Raw genomic sequence first — 13,986 nt, 5'->3', positions numbered from 1 at the left:
CTAATGGGAGCGTGGTGGTCCGGCCCAGTCGCCACGTTCCTCAATACGGACCCGGATCGTATTGGAGAGCGCCTCGCCCACGAAGCCGGGCGGAGGCGCTTCTCCAGCGAACCCCAGCAACTCCGTGCCTGGGCCACCCAACTTGATCTTCTCCGCACCACGCTAACCGCCCTGCCGCACACGGCAGGCTGGCAAATCCTGTTTGAATTCCCCATTCCCCGTCTGGGCGGCCGGATCGACACGGTCCTCATTTCCCCGGACGCGACGTTCGTTCTTGAATTCAAGGTTGGTGCGTCTCAATTCGACGCTGCGGCTCTTGCCCAGACCGAAGGTTACGCGCTGGACCTTCAAGACTTTCACGCGGGCAGCCGACGTCACCCGATTATCCCCATTCTGATTGCAACAGAAGCCGCACAGCCTGCGCAAACATCGCCGCTCCTCTTAGGATCTGGCGTCACGCCAGTTCTGAAGTGCAATGCACCAAACCTGGCGGAGCTTTTGTCGGATCTTGCGCGCCGGACACTGCATTCAGTAACGCGCATGCGACCAGATGAGTGGGAACAGGCACCCTACAATCCCGTCCCGAGCATCGTCGAAGCGGCTCGCCTCATTTATTCCACGCACAGCGTCGCAGATATTCACACAGCGAGAGCAGACGCGACCAATCTGACCCTGACGTCTGAGCGTATTACGGAACTCCTTGAAGCCGCCCGGAGACAACACCGGAAAACAATCATTTTTGTCTCGGGCATTCCTGGCGCCGGGAAAACGCTTTGCGGCCTGAAAGCTGCGTTCGGCACTGCGGAGCCCGACAACTCCGCGACATTCCTCACCGGAAACCCAACGCTCGTCCACGTTCTGCGTGAAGCCCTGACCCGTGACGCCGTGGCACAGGGTCAGAAACGCGCAGCCGTAGAACAGCGCATGGAATCCACAATTCAGTCCCTGACCAAATTCCGGGATTACTATGTTGGGCGCGCCGCAGAGTGCCCGCCAGAACGGATCATGGTCATCGACGAAGCCCAGCGTTCCTGGAACGCCGATCAGGCTATTCGCAAAAGCGCACAACGGCCTGTTCGTCTGACGCAGTCTGAACCCGCGCATCTCCTCGACATCATGCACCGGCATGACGGATTTGCGGCCATCATCTGCCTTATCGGACAAGGGCAGGAAATTCACGACGGTGAAGGCGGAATAGCCTGCTGGGGAGACGCTCTGGCGAGCCGCCCTGAATGGCAGATCCACGCATCACCGGATGTCGTCAGTTCTGCCCCTGGCCTCACCACTCTGCCTCCGTCCTTGCCGGTTCAAAAAGAGCCCTCTCTGCACCTCACAGTGCCGGTTCGCTCCCTTCGGGACACTGCAACGCCCAAATGGGTGAATGCCGTACTGGAGGGAAATGTCTCTCTCGCGCGCAATATTGCGGAGAACGCCAGTCTTCCATTCTGTCTGACACGAAGCCTGCCGGAGCTACGGAAAGCCCTGCGAGAACGAAGTCGCCTGACCTATCGCTGCGGTCTGATTGCCAGCTCTCAGGCAAAACGCTTGCGCGCGGAGGGCCTCGGTGCAGAACTGGCTCACATGGACTCCAACGCGGTCGCTCAATGGTTTTTGAACCGCTGGGTTCCTGACAAGGACGTTCGAGCCTCAGATGCACTTGAAACCGTCGCCACTCAATTTGCCATTCAGGGACTGGAACTGGATTTTGTCGGCCTTTGCTGGGATGGAGACCTCATCCGTACAGGCTATCCACAACGCTGGCAGTCCCGGCGCTTTAGCGGAACCACATGGCAGACCGTTAAATCCTCGGAAAAAGCCCTTTGGTCCCTCAATACCTATCGCGTGCTGCTGACCCGTGCGCGCTATGAGACCGTCATCTGGGTGCCGGAAGGTAATCCTGATGATCCGACGCGCTGCCCTGACACACTGAATGGCATTGCTGACTTTCTTCTGGCGTGTGGCATTGCCCCCTTAAAAGGTGCGGAAACTCTTCAAACAGTCGACAGATGCCTTCTGGATGTATGAAGGAATAATCAGGCGACCCGCGTCTCCCAAACGTGACTGCCTTTAGCGCACAAGATCGGCCATATCTGAGTAACGTCATTCACGCTGTTCAGATGAAAGAGGCACAGTCATGTCCAGCATTTCCGCCCCTCAGACGACCGACGCTCTGGTTATTCATGAAAAGGGTGATCTGCGTTTAGAGACCGTTGCCGTCCCACCGCTTAAGGCGGGTCAGGTGCTGGTCCGTCCAGCCTGGGGGGGAATCTGCGGGTCGGACATGCATTACTTCCTGCATGGCGGTGCGGGAGCATCCGTTCTGCGGGAGCCGATGATTCTTGGCCACGAGGTTTCCGGAATTGTGGAAGCTGTCAGCCCGGACGAAACACGTTTCAGGATCGGGGACGCTGTCGCCATCCATCCAGCTCGTCCGTGTGGGCACTGCCCTGAATGCGAACGAGGCGCGAAGCACCTGTGCCGGAACATGCGCTTTTTTGGGAGTGCAGCGTTCCTTCCGCATACGGATGGCGGTTTCCGGCGGGATATGGTTGTCGAAACATCCCAGCTCTATCCACTGCCTTCAGGCCTGGATGTGAAACGTGCCAGCCTTGCCGAACCTTTCTCTGTCGCTCTCCATGCGATTGCTCGCGCCGGCGACGTTAAGGGTAAACGCATCATGGTTCAGGGAGCCGGCCCGATTGGCGCCCTGATTATTGCCGGGCTTAAAGTGGCCGGGGCGGCGGAGATCGTGGCAACCGATTTGCAAGACTTTGCACTGGATATCGCCGTCAAACTGGGGGCAACTGCCACAGTGAACACCGGCCGCGACAGTCACGATCGGGAATACGAAATCGTTTTCGAAGCAACAGGCGTTATCCCTGCTTTTCCCACTGCCATCGCGCGCACGCAGAAAGGCGGCATCCTCGTACAGGTAGGGATTTTCCCACCGGGCGATGTGCCAGCCCCTCTGGGACAGATTATCGCGCGGGAAATCGACTATCGGGGGACATTCCGCTTCGATGAGGAGTTTGCAGAGGCGCTGAAAATCCTTGCGGACAATCCCTGGATTGCGGACGGCCTTATCACCCACAGCTTTCCGCTGGCTCAGTACAAAGACGCTTTCGACGCATCGCTGGACCGGAAAAGCTCTTCCAAGGTTCTTCTGGAACTCTAAAGAATCAATCGTCTTCGTCTTCAAAGCCTGGGTCCCGCTCGTTGCGATGGACCCAGGCTGACATCAGAAGCCCAAAACCGAACATCATCGTCAGCATGGCTGAGCCGCCATAGGAAATCAGCGGCAGCGGCACACCGCCTACCGGAATGGCCCCCATCACCATCGACAGATTGACGGCGCAGTACAGGAAAAAATCCATTGCGATGCCGAGCCCGAGCAGTCGCCCGAACTGATTGCGGCTCCGCATGGCAATGAGCATTCCTCCCAGTGTGAGGGTGGTCAGCAATCCAATGACTGCGATGCCCCCTGCAAAACCCCATTCTTCGCCGATCATGGTGAAAATGAAGTCTGTCTGTTTTTCCGGAAGAAAGTTCAGCTGCCCCTGGCTGCCATGCAGATATCCTTCCCCCCACATTCCGCCCGAGCCAAGCGCAATCTTGGACTGGATGATGTTGTAGCCGGCCCCCAGAGGATCATGCTCCGGGTGCAGGAAGGTATCGATCCGGGCCTTCTGATAGTCATGCAAATGGCCGTAAATGAATTTCCCAAGAAACGGAATTGGCGCGACGAGAACGATGATTTGCCATAGCCGCATGCCTGCAGCGAAAAACAGCGTTGCACCAATAACGCCAATAATCGTCGCAGTCCCAAGATTGGGCTCCTTGAGCACCAGAACGACCGGCAGAAGCGTCAAGATGGCAGGCATTATCAGACGCAGCGGGTTCCCCATCCGCTCGTTACCAATCCGGTGAAACCACGTAGCAAGCATCAGGATCAGGCCGATTTTGGCGAACTCTGAGGGCTGGAACTGCATTCCTGCCAGATTGATCCAGCGTTCGGCCCCCTTACCCACATGCCCCATTCGCAACACGAGCCCGAGCAGCAGAATGGACAGCAAATAGACGGGAACGGCCATGATGCGCAGAATGCGTGGGCTGACCAGCGCCACGGCAATCATCATGACCAATCCAAAACCGAACCGAACCATTTGCGGCCCAGCGAAAGGTTTGGCAGATCCGCCACCAGCCGAATACAGCGCCACATACCCAACACCTGCCAGCAAACAGACCAGCAGCACATACAGCCAGTTGACCTGAAGTAGCCGGGCCATAGGGCGGAAATCTGGCTCAGCACGCAGGAGCCGTTTATCAGATTTCAGAAAGCCAAATGTATTCATGACACCGCCCCTCACCCTTGCTCCGGTTCTGCCTGCGCCACAGTCTGCCCGGGAGGTCTGGATTGATTGGATGGATCACGAAGCAAAGTGTCTGTCATGATCTGCTTGGCCAGTGGAGCGGCTTCATCTGCGCCTGCATTGCCGTGTTCAACCACAACCGAGACTGCATATCGGGGGTCATCATATGGGGCGAAACAAATGAACAGCGCATGAGGACGATACTCCCACGGCAAGCTCATGGAATTAAAATGCCCTGACTCACGCAAAGCCCGGGACACACGCCGCACCTGAGCTGACCCGGTTTTCCCCGCCATCTGGACATCGGGCAGATCCAAACGGGCTTTTGGGGCCGTACCATGCTGCTCATTCACGACCGCGAACATACCTGCGCGGACAACATTCAAATGTTCCTGCGGGATATCCACTGCCGGAGCGGCATCCAAAGAAGCCAGTCCGGAAATCTGGTCATTCGTTGCGCGGATCAGATGCGGTTGAACATTTCGACCTGAAGCAATCCGGGATACGTAGGTTGCAAGCGCCAAGGGCGTGACCTGCACAAAACCCTGACCAATACCCGCATTCACCGTATCACCGCCATTCCAGTGAAAGCCGTGCTGCTGTCGCCATTCCGGCGTCGGGATGACACCAGCGCGGACATGCGGCAGCTCAATGTCGAGTTTCACACCTAGCCCCATAGCGTTCCCGACGGCCTTGATCGGGTCCATGCCACAGCGGCGGGCTACTTCGTAAAAATAAACGTCACAGGAAAATTTGAGGGCTTCACGCATGTTGATCATGCCGTGTCCCCATTTGTTCCAGCAGTGGAACCGCACGCCACCCATGTCGAAATAGCCGGGGCAATTGAAACGGTCTTGCGGTGTGACCGAGCCGGCCTTTAGCGCGCCCATCGCCACGGCTGGCTTGAAGGTGGACCCGGGCGGATACAGCCCGGAAACAGCCTTGTCTACGAGTGGCGTCCGCGGGTCATTCGCCCACTCATTCCACTGCGCATGGCTAACGCCGGAATCAAACAGGGAGGGATCGAAAGACGGCGTACTGACCATCGCCAGCACTTCACCATTCCGGCAATCCATGACCACGGAGCTGGCGACGCGATCACCAAGACGTTCTAAGACCTTTGACTGGAGCCCGACATCCAGAGTCAGGCGAACGTCCTCCCCCTGCTGGCCTTCCACCCGGTCAATTTCGCCAATCACTCTCCCAAGAGCGTTGACTTCCATTTCCACAGATCCCGGCTCTCCTCGAAGAACCGATTCCTGCGTCTGCTCTATGCCAGCCCGCCCCACGCGCATCCCAGGCAGAGACAACGTCGTGTCCTTGGCCACATCGTCTTCATTCGGCGGAGCGACATAACCGACAATATGTGCCGTCAGGTCCTGAAATGGATAGAGCCGGGTGGACCCGACATCGACGAGAACACCCGGCAATGAAGGCGCATTCAGCTCAATCCGCGCCATGTCATCCCATGACAGGAACTCATGGAGCGTGACCGGGACATATTTATGAACATGCTTCAGATCGCGCTCAATGCGTGCCCGATCATGCTCATCCAGCGGCACAATCTGTGCAAACCGTTCGATGACAGAAGCGATATCAGTCGTTTCTTCTGGCATCAGGAGCGCGCGCCAGCTGACCTTGTTATCAGCAAGGGCCACACCAAAGCGGTCATGGACGGTTCCGCGTGCGGGGGCCAGCAGACGCTTGCTGGTACGGTTACGCTCCGCAAGCTGGCGGAGATGGTCGCCCTCAACTGTCTGAATATTATAAAGTCGTCGCCCCAGAGCCCCCAGAACACCAGCCTGGACCGCCATCACTACAAGGGCACGACGCGTGAAGACGCCACGCCCGGAGCGAACAGGCACGTCCTGGCTTCGCGAGCGTAGCAGGGTCCGAAAAGGGCGTTTTCTGGAAAACATCAGGTCAGGCGTTCAAGTCCGGAAAAGAAAGCGGCGATTTGCGCGGAGAGCGCGAAAATGCGCCGTCAGGCCTGATCGGGATTGGCAAACGTGCGGCGGCCCCAGACAAACAGCGCGGTAAGACTGGGATAGATACCGATTGTTAGCGCAGCCTGAAAGAGGCCCGGTGCGGGCGATAATAGCGCAAATGCATGCAGACAGACGAGAGCCCACTGAAAAAAGGATGCCAGCGCCGCCAGAAAGCTGAAAATCAGCCAGCAGGCTACGAATCCCAAGCGGGACAACCCATAGCGCCAGTGATGGGCCACTCCGTAAATCACGAGCAATGACAGAAGGATGGCACCCGGCGGACCAAAACTGAACAGCTCCAGAACGAGTCCACACACAAAGACTGCCAGAGCAGGCATGGAGCGTGGGCGACTAAAGGCCCAGAACCAGACTGTACACATGGCGATGCCAAACTGAAGTTCTGCCTGCCCGGGAATTCCAAACGGTGCAGACAGCAGAACCGCAACCAGAATGATGAACAGAGACGGCATCGCCGCGCGAACAAACATGTCCAGCCGGCGGCGGAGCGTCTGTTTCGGCTCAACGGCAGAATGCAAATGGGGGGTGGAGTTTTCGGCAACCATCTGATTATTGCCCTCCCTTCCCCAGAGGTTCAGACATTCCCGGTAATTTGGGGAACGACAATCCACCCGGCAACGCAGGTTCTGAAGGAGGACGCCGGATCTTGACGCGCCCTGGCGCATCAGGGGCTTGGCCGCCGTCGTCTCCGTAGTCAAAGACGCGCACGATATCCAGACGGCGCAAGTCAGCGTCCGGCATCACAACCGGCCGGTTGGGAGCCAGGTAATGAACTGTTCCAATTGGAAGGCCCGCAGGCATCGCGCTCTGCCCACGCGTCTCCACACGTTCCCCTTCAATGGGATGATGGTCCTGCGGGTAATAAATCAGTCGGGGTGTATCTGTGTCATCCCCGGCCATAATGGCATCTCCATGAGATGCCGCCAGCGTGACAGGAATTCGGCTGGCATCATCATTGATGAGCAGAACACGGACCGTATGAGGCCCGACCTCTGTGACACGCCCTAACAGCCCAGACGAATCCAACGCCACATCGCCCATATGAACCTGATGCCCACTGCCAACATCCAGCAGAACAGCGCGTGAATAGGGCCCACCATCATCACGCGTAACACGGCCGGTCACATACTGGGGGATACTTTCCGGAATCCAGTGAAGACTATTCTTCAGGCGGCCATTTTCGGCTGCCAGAGCCACAGCCACATCATACCAGTGCCGCAGAGCACGGTTCTCATCTCGCAGACGGGAATTCTCCCGCGCAAGATCCGTCGCACCCCGTAGATCCACAAGCCAGTCCCGCAATTTCGTCTGCGGCAGAACAAGAGCCTGATAAGCAGGCGCCAGAATATCGGTAGCCTGCAGACGTGCCCCATCCACTACCGGCCGCCGGACCAGCCCAAGCAGGACCAGTGCCACGGCGAAGAGGATCAGGATCGGCAGAGTTGCTCTTGCGAACACCTGCCGAGTGTGGATGGAGAACACTGGACTGTGTCCGGGTTCAGTACATGCTGCTCAGAACACTGCGCAGACGGCGCATTTCTTCGAGCGCACGACCCGTTCCCAGCGCCACGCATGACAGCGCATTCTCAGCCACGGTCACAGGGAGCCCCGTGTAAAGACGCAGAACCTCATCGAGGCGGTACAGGAGCGCACCACCGCCGGAGAGGACAATCCCTTTGTCCACGATATCGGCAGCCAGTTCAGGTGGCGTATTTTCCAGTGCTGTCGTCACGGCATCCACGATCTGCATGACCGGCTCTGCCAGACTTTCTGCAATCTGGGCCTGGCTGACCATCACTTCACGCGGCACGCCGTTGATCAGATCCCTGCCTTTGATTTCCGTGATGGGGCCATCCGGATTGGATGGATCATCCGGCATCATGGCGGCACCAAGCTCGATCTTGATACGCTCGGCAGAGCTTTCGCCCACGAGAAGATTATAGGTCTTCCGGATGTAGGAGATGATGGCCTCGTCCATCTTGTCTCCACCAACACGGGCAGAACGGGCGTAGACGATGCCACCGAGCGAGATCACGGCCACTTCCGTGGTTCCGCCACCGATATCCACAATCATGCTGCCAGACGGTTCAGTGACCGGGAGGCCTGCACCGATTGCGGCTGCCATCGGCTCTTCGATCAGCATGACCTTGCGGGCACCCGCGCTCTCGGCACTTTCCTGAATGGCCCGACGTTCAACAGCCGTCGCACCAGAAGGAACACAGATGATGATCTGCGGACTCGCGAAGGCCCGGCGATTATGCACTTTACGGATGAAGTGCTTGATCATCTCTTCCGCGACTTCGAAGTCCGCAATAACGCCGTCTCGCAGCGGACGGATGGCGGTGATGTTGCCAGGCGTACGCCCGACCATCTGCTTGGCTTCGTTACCAACAGCCAGAACCTGCTTTTTGCCGCGCACTTCAGCGATGGCAACCACAGATGGCTCATCGAGCACAATACCGCGGCCTTTAACGTAAACGAGCGTGTTGGCAGTGCCGAGGTCGATCGCCATGTCAGCAGACATGAGACCCAGCAGACGAGAAAACATCCAAAACTCCTGGCGCGGCTCTGTGCGGCAGACAGATTATATATCGTTAAGGTGGGGCGGGCTCCCCGCGGGTGGACTTAACGATGCAAAGGCCGTTCAGCAAGGGTAACAGTCCCGATAATGTCATTAGCGACGAACAACTTTTCATCACGGGAGATCAGGACATGGAAAAAAATCTTTCCGCGCCTCAATCTTGCCACCCTTCAGTCACGTTCTCCACGTTACCACTATATGGTCTTATCCGACATTCCTTTCCGAAAGCAGGGGAAGCGTCGGAGAAACCAAAACAGAACAGGACATAAAAAATGAATATGACCAAGACTCCCCGCCTGATCGCCGTCCTGACCCTCTGTGGCGCTGCTCTTGCGGGCTGCGGTAGCCCGTACGACAGTGGAGCTCGTGCAGGCTCTGGCGCCCTTGTCGGTGCAGGTGCCGGCGCTGCAATCGGCGCCTTGGCTGGCGGCGGTCGCGGCGCGGCTATCGGTGCACTCGCAGGTGGTGGTACAGGCGCTGCTGTTGGTGCAGCAACCACGCCAAGCCAGCGTTCACGGAACGGTTACTGAGCCTGTTATCGGGCTAGCGACCATGAATTCTAAGGATTTGTGACATGAGGTCCGTTATCGACCGCTCTGCTTTTCGGGGCGTAGCTCTGATTGGCGCTTTTGCGACCGTTCTTTCCCTAGGCGGTTGCCAGGGAAACTATGACCCGGGATCGCGCGCCCTTGGCGGCGGTCTTCTGGGAGGCGGCGCAGGTGCGGCCATCGGCGCACTGGCCGGCGGCGGTCGCGGAGCTGCCATTGGTGCGCTTGCTGGTGGCGCACTTGGGGCAACGACGGGCGCCGTTACAGCGCCCAATCGCCCGAGCTACCAGCAGGGCGGGTACCAGAACGGTTACCCCCAGCAAGGTGGCTACCCTCAGGGATATCAGCAGCAGAACGGTCAGTATCCGACCTATCCGCAGCAGCAATATCAGTGCCCACCCAACACGAACTGCCAGAACCCCTACCCTCAGCAGCAGGGCTACAACAACGGCGGTTACCCTCAGCAGAGCAACTACGGCTACTAAGCTTTACGGTTTCCGGATGTCAGATCATCCGGAAACCAATAACGGCCAGAAGAATACCCAGCACCCAGCGCTGGGTATCTTCATGCAATTTCCCTGCACATAACGTCCCCAGAATAATACCTGGGATGGATCCCATCAGAAGCGCCAGAAGGACGGCGGTATCCACCGCGCCCTCCAGCCAGTGACCTCCCCCTGCAATCAGCGTGAGCGGAACTGCATGGGCGATATCCGTTGCAACGAGCGTTCGTGTTGTCAGGCGCGGATAAAGCATCGTCAAGGCGGCCATGCCGACAGCTCCAGCTCCCACGGAAGACAGCGTCACCAACGTCCCAAGTAAAACACCAAGCAGAACCGTTAAAATCGTTTCAGCCCGGTCGCTCAGGGGTTTACGCCCTTCAGCCCACTTTCTCAGCCTTGGCTTCAGCAAAATTGCTGGCGCCGTAAGAAGCAGTGCCACACCGAGAACAACCTGAATGAGACGGGACGCGGCGTCGGACATGCCCGCATGGTGCAGGAAAATCAGGCACAACAGACCTGCCGGGAGACTCCCCGCCATCTGCCAGCCAACAATCTTCCAGTTCACCACGCCCATATGGCGGTTGAGGCCAGTACCAACAATTTTCGTAACGGCTGCGTAAAGCAGGTCTGTTCCGACGGCTGACTGAGGCTTTGCCCCGAACAGCAGGATCAGCAGTGGCGTCATGAGGGACCCTCCCCCCACTCCGGTCATGCCTACCAGAAAGCCTACAAATAGACCCGACGCCGTATAAAGCCACGAATGCGGCATAGCTGCCCCTTCCAAATTCAGAAGGAGACAATATCAATCGTGTTATTTTTGTCTAGATCACCAATAAACTATATTAATTAGTTTATTGGTGATCTCTCATGGTTCGAAGCTTAGAGTGCTTCAGGCTCAGTCCGCTCGCGCTTGGTGAGCAGCTTATTCAGGGCATGGATATAGGCACGAACAGCAGACACAACCGTATCGGCATCGGCACCCTGACCGTCTACGAGCTTACCATTCTCCTGCAGACGAACCGTCGTGCGGGCCTGAGCGTCTGTCCCTTCCGTGACGTTAGCCACCGAGAACAGCGCCAGTTCTGCTGAATGAGGGAATGCCTCACCGATGGCACGGAATGCCGCATCAACCGGGCCATTTCCACTGACAGCCGCATACTGGGTGGCGCCATCAACGCTGATTTCCAGCTTGACCTGAGACTTCTGCTTGGTGCCGGAAGCAACTTCCAGAGAAATCAGATGAACGCGCTCGTGGTCGCGGCTCTCATCATCGACCAGTGCGCAGATATCGTCATCGAACACGACCTTCTTGCTGTCAGCCAGATCCTTGAACCGGGCAAAAGCAGCGTTCAGAGCCTCGTCTTCCAGCGGCGGGTAGCCAAGCTGAGCCAGCTTGTCGCGGAATGCCGCACGGCCGGAATGCTTGCCCATCACCAGCGAGCTCTTGTTCCAACCCACGCTTTCCGGCGTCATGATCTCATAAGTGGCAGCGTTCTTCAGAACACCGTCCTGATGGATGCCACTTTCATGCGCGAAAGCGTTCCGGCCAACGATGGCCTTGTTCGGCTGCACGTCGAAGCCCGTGATCGTCGCCAGCATACGGGACATGCCCAGCAGCTTCGGCGTCTCGATGCCCGTTACCTTGCCGTACTGGTCATGACGCGTCCGCAGCGCCATGACGATTTCTTCCAGCGCAGCATTACCGGCACGCTCACCGATGCCATTGATCGTGCATTCGATCTGACGGGCACCGCCTTCGACAGCGGCCAGCGTATTTGCAACACCCAAGCCCAGATCATTGTGGTTATGGGTGGAGAAGATCACCTGATCCGCACCCGGCACCCGTTCACGCAGCATATCAAAAATGCGTCGCATTTCTTCCGGCGTTGCGAAGCCTACGGTATCAGGAATGTTGATGGTGTTCGCACCATTCTTGATGGCGACTTCGACACAACGGCACAGGAAGTCAGGGTCCGTACGAGAACCGTCTTCAGCAGACCATTCCACGTCATCCGTGTACTGACGGGCCTTCTGGTTGCCAGACGCAATAATGTCCAGAACCGTTTCAGGCTCCATCCGCAGCTTATACTTCATGTGCAGTGGAGATGTGGAAATAAAGTTATGAATACGGGAGCGTTCAGCACCCTTCAGAGCTTCGCCGCAGGACTCAATGTCGCGCTTGCCACCACTGCGAGCCAGACCGCAGATAACAGAGCCACGCACCTGCTCCGCAATGCTGCGAACACTCTCGAAGTCATCTTTGGATGCGACCGGAAAGCCAGCCTCAATAACGTCCACGCCCAGAGCGCTCAACGCATGAGCCATGCGGAGCTTCTCTTCGAGGTTCATGGAGAAACCGGGGGACTGTTCACCGTCACGCAGCGTCGTATCAAAAATGATAACGCGGTCGTCGGAAATCGTACCGAAGGACGGATGTTGGAAAGTCATGTCTTGATCATCTCGCTGGTCAGGAAATTTTCTGGTCTGTCATCCCCTGAACGCAACGGAACGCTGCCCGCCTTGATGTGGCGTTCAGGGGCCGATAAGTCGAAGCGAGAGGATCGAAAGAAATGTCATGGGCACGGAAAATGTCCGATTCTTTCGTCATGCGCAACCCACATGACTAAAAACTCTGCCCTGCGTTCTTATGGGGTCAGCCCGTCATCACCCCGGGCCGAGTTGAAAAGTACCGATCAACAGCGGTTTTCATAGCGCTCGCAACCTGTGTGCGGTGCACAGCCTGCCGCAGGGCGGCTTCATCCAGCCGGTTAGACATGAAACCCATTTCCACCAGAACTGACGGTATCTCTGCGGACTTCAGCACCACAAAAGCCGCATGGCGCGACGGATGCGTCAGCAGCCCAATGCGACTACGAAATGCGCCTACAACACTTGATGCCATGTGCGCAGACCCGCGCCGCGTTTCTTCAGAAACCAGACTGGAAAGGATCTGCTGGACGTCGGGAGACATGCCATGAAACGCAGGGCCGCCAAAGCGGTCTGCACTATTCTCCCGCTGTGCCAGAGCCGCTGTTTGAGCGTCCGACGCTCCGCTGGAAAGCGTATAGACACTCGCCCCGCGAACATCACGGTCATGCAGTGCATCGGCGTGCATAGAGATAAAGAGATGCGCCTGATGCTGCTGGGCCATTTCCACGCGCCCTTCCAGGGGAATGAAATGGTCCTCTGAACGGGTCATAGCCACGCGGTACTGTCCGGATGCCAGAAGCTGGCGCCGCAGTTCTGTCGCCGCAGCTTCGGCAATATGTTTCTCATACGTACCGGAAATACCGATTGCGCCAGGATCTTTTCCACCATGTCCGGGATCCAGCATGACCAGCGGTTTGGGTGGCGGCGCATTTCGGTGAACGGCCGGGGCCTGAAGCGGTTTGGCAGAGGGAGAATGCGCTGTCAGATGCTTAGTTCGGGCGACGGCTCCCAAGGGAGCCACCGTGGAGAGGCAGGCAAGACCTTCCATTACCATGCGTCGCGTCAGCATCCGTTTACCCTGCGTCTTTTCGATCATCTGGACCTTCAGTCATAACAGACACAGGACAATGTCTGAAACAAGGCAAAGCACCTTTTGGAGAGCCGGAAAAAGCCCTGCTTGCCAGCGGCCCTTCTTTAAGTCATCCTGTGCGCCAAGGACCTGAAGAGAGCGGTCCGATCGTTTGTGGGCTTTTATCCTTTTCCCACAACGCTCCCGCCTCGATCGTCCGAGCCGCGACGCCCCATCGTTTGACATGTGCCGGACATTTTCTGCGCCATGTCCTGATCGGGCTGCTCCGGCAGGATTAGTTCAGTCCGGCACAGGCTCACAACCTGACCGGAGTGCGTTTTCATCCGGCACCAGACCACGGGCCGGACGTCTGTCAGGGGTCGAATGTCACGCGACGTGATCACAGCCAGGAGCCTAACCGAAACGGGACCAGATGCGTCCCGCGGTCTGGCATTCCGGCTGATCCGCCCCCTCCACCC

The 13,986-nt window shown here is 57.7% G+C and carries 13 protein-coding genes; 4 read left to right on the top strand and 9 right to left on the bottom strand.

The features are described from left to right. Positions 1-3: 3 nt before the first annotated feature. Together JN414_RS02355 and JN414_RS02350 are read left to right on the top strand one after the other, a co-directional pair. On the top strand, positions 4-2,025 hold the full coding sequence (locus JN414_RS02355) for a DUF2075 domain-containing protein (RefSeq protein ID WP_202206521.1): 2,022 nt from the start codon (positions 4-6) through the stop codon (positions 2,023-2,025). Between the two features lie 109 nt (positions 2,026-2,134). Continuing rightward, positions 2,135-3,175: an L-idonate 5-dehydrogenase gene (locus tag JN414_RS02350; protein WP_202206520.1), complete on the top strand. Its 1,041-nt coding sequence runs from the start codon at positions 2,135-2,137 to the stop codon at positions 3,173-3,175. 4 nt (positions 3,176-3,179) lie between these two features. Here JN414_RS02350 and rodA read toward each other — a convergent pair whose 3' ends face one another. The 5 genes from rodA to JN414_RS02325 form a co-directional block, all read right to left on the bottom strand. Next, complete coding sequence (gene rodA / locus JN414_RS02345) at positions 3,180-4,352, bottom strand: rod shape-determining protein RodA (RefSeq protein ID WP_202206519.1); 1,173 nt, start codon at positions 4,350-4,352, stop codon at positions 3,180-3,182. 11 nt (positions 4,353-4,363) lie between these two features. After that, positions 4,364-6,289 (bottom strand): penicillin-binding protein 2, encoded by a 1,926-nt coding sequence (gene mrdA, locus JN414_RS02340; RefSeq protein ID WP_202206518.1) that lies wholly within the window; start codon positions 6,287-6,289, stop codon positions 4,364-4,366. Between the two features lie 65 nt (positions 6,290-6,354). Next, entirely contained in the window at positions 6,355-6,921 is a 567-nt protein-coding gene (locus JN414_RS02335; RefSeq protein ID WP_046899733.1) for a hypothetical protein, read from the bottom strand. Positions 6,922-6,925: 4 nt separating this feature from the next. Next, positions 6,926-7,858, bottom strand: a complete 933-nt coding sequence (gene mreC, locus JN414_RS02330) for a rod shape-determining protein MreC (protein ID WP_202206517.1) — start codon at positions 7,856-7,858, stop codon at positions 6,926-6,928. Positions 7,859-7,874: 16 nt separating this feature from the next. Next, the gene (locus tag JN414_RS02325) at positions 7,875-8,924 is read right to left on the bottom strand and encodes a rod shape-determining protein (protein WP_007283695.1); all 1,050 of its coding nucleotides are present in this window, start codon (positions 8,922-8,924) and stop codon (positions 7,875-7,877) included. 305 nt (positions 8,925-9,229) lie between these two features. Between JN414_RS02325 and JN414_RS02320 the strand changes: the two genes are divergently transcribed. Both JN414_RS02320 and JN414_RS02315 read left to right on the top strand, forming a co-directional pair. Continuing rightward, positions 9,230-9,487: a hypothetical protein gene (locus JN414_RS02320; RefSeq protein WP_202206516.1), complete on the top strand. Its 258-nt coding sequence runs from the start codon at positions 9,230-9,232 to the stop codon at positions 9,485-9,487. A 44-nt stretch (positions 9,488-9,531) separates the two neighbouring features. After that, a complete protein-coding gene (locus JN414_RS02315; protein WP_202206515.1) occupies positions 9,532-9,990 on the top strand; it encodes a hypothetical protein in 459 nt (152 codons plus the stop codon). Positions 9,991-10,009: 19 nt separating this feature from the next. On the opposite strand, the gene JN414_RS02310 is transcribed toward JN414_RS02315, so the two are convergent. From JN414_RS02310 to JN414_RS02295, 4 genes are all read right to left on the bottom strand, one after another. Beyond that, positions 10,010-10,777: a sulfite exporter TauE/SafE family protein gene (locus JN414_RS02310; RefSeq protein ID WP_202206514.1), complete on the bottom strand. Its 768-nt coding sequence runs from the start codon at positions 10,775-10,777 to the stop codon at positions 10,010-10,012. Between the two features lie 110 nt (positions 10,778-10,887). Then, positions 10,888-12,456 carry a 2-isopropylmalate synthase gene (locus JN414_RS02305; RefSeq protein WP_202206513.1) on the bottom strand — a complete coding sequence of 523 codons (1,569 nt, stop codon included), beginning with the start codon at positions 12,454-12,456 and terminating at the stop codon, positions 10,888-10,890. A gap of 205 nt (positions 12,457-12,661) precedes the next feature. Continuing rightward, a complete protein-coding gene (locus JN414_RS02300; protein WP_237389859.1) occupies positions 12,662-13,507 on the bottom strand; it encodes an N-acetylmuramoyl-L-alanine amidase in 846 nt (281 codons plus the stop codon). 182 nt (positions 13,508-13,689) lie between these two features. Further along, a complete protein-coding gene (locus JN414_RS02295) occupies positions 13,690-13,851 on the bottom strand; it encodes a hypothetical protein (RefSeq protein ID WP_202206808.1) in 162 nt (53 codons plus the stop codon). Positions 13,852-13,986: the final 135 nt, after the last annotated feature.

It is taken from the genome of Gluconobacter sp. Gdi, from assembly GCF_014132155.1.
Lineage (GTDB): Bacteria > Pseudomonadota > Alphaproteobacteria > Acetobacterales > Acetobacteraceae > Gluconobacter.
This window is presented reverse-complemented; position numbering and strand designations above follow the sequence as displayed.

Excerpts from the sequence above, each read along its gene's own strand:
- JN414_RS02335 (WP_046899733.1), bottom strand. The coding sequence starts at position 6,921 with ATGGTTGCCGAAAACTCCACCCCCCATTTGCATTCTGCCGTTGAGCCG.
- JN414_RS02325 (WP_007283695.1), bottom strand. The coding sequence starts at position 8,924 with ATGTTTTCTCGTCTGCTGGGTCTCATGTCTGCTGACATGGCGATCGAC.
- mrdA (WP_202206518.1), bottom strand. The coding sequence starts at position 6,289 with ATGTTTTCCAGAAAACGCCCTTTTCGGACCCTGCTACGCTCGCGAAGC.
- JN414_RS02295 (WP_202206808.1), bottom strand. The coding sequence starts at position 13,851 with ATGAAAACGCACTCCGGTCAGGTTGTGAGCCTGTGCCGGACTGAACTA.
- JN414_RS02320 (WP_202206516.1), top strand. The coding sequence starts at position 9,230 with ATGAATATGACCAAGACTCCCCGCCTGATCGCCGTCCTGACCCTCTGT.
- JN414_RS02350 (WP_202206520.1), top strand. The coding sequence starts at position 2,135 with ATGTCCAGCATTTCCGCCCCTCAGACGACCGACGCTCTGGTTATTCAT.
- JN414_RS02300 (WP_237389859.1), bottom strand. The coding sequence starts at position 13,507 with ATGCTGACGCGACGCATGGTAATGGAAGGTCTTGCCTGCCTCTCCACG.
- JN414_RS02310 (WP_202206514.1), bottom strand. The coding sequence starts at position 10,777 with ATGCCGCATTCGTGGCTTTATACGGCGTCGGGTCTATTTGTAGGCTTT.
- JN414_RS02305 (WP_202206513.1), bottom strand. The coding sequence starts at position 12,456 with ATGACTTTCCAACATCCGTCCTTCGGTACGATTTCCGACGACCGCGTT.
- JN414_RS02355 (WP_202206521.1), top strand. The coding sequence starts at position 4 with ATGGGAGCGTGGTGGTCCGGCCCAGTCGCCACGTTCCTCAATACGGAC.
- JN414_RS02315 (WP_202206515.1), top strand. The coding sequence starts at position 9,532 with ATGAGGTCCGTTATCGACCGCTCTGCTTTTCGGGGCGTAGCTCTGATT.
- rodA (WP_202206519.1), bottom strand. The coding sequence starts at position 4,352 with ATGAATACATTTGGCTTTCTGAAATCTGATAAACGGCTCCTGCGTGCT.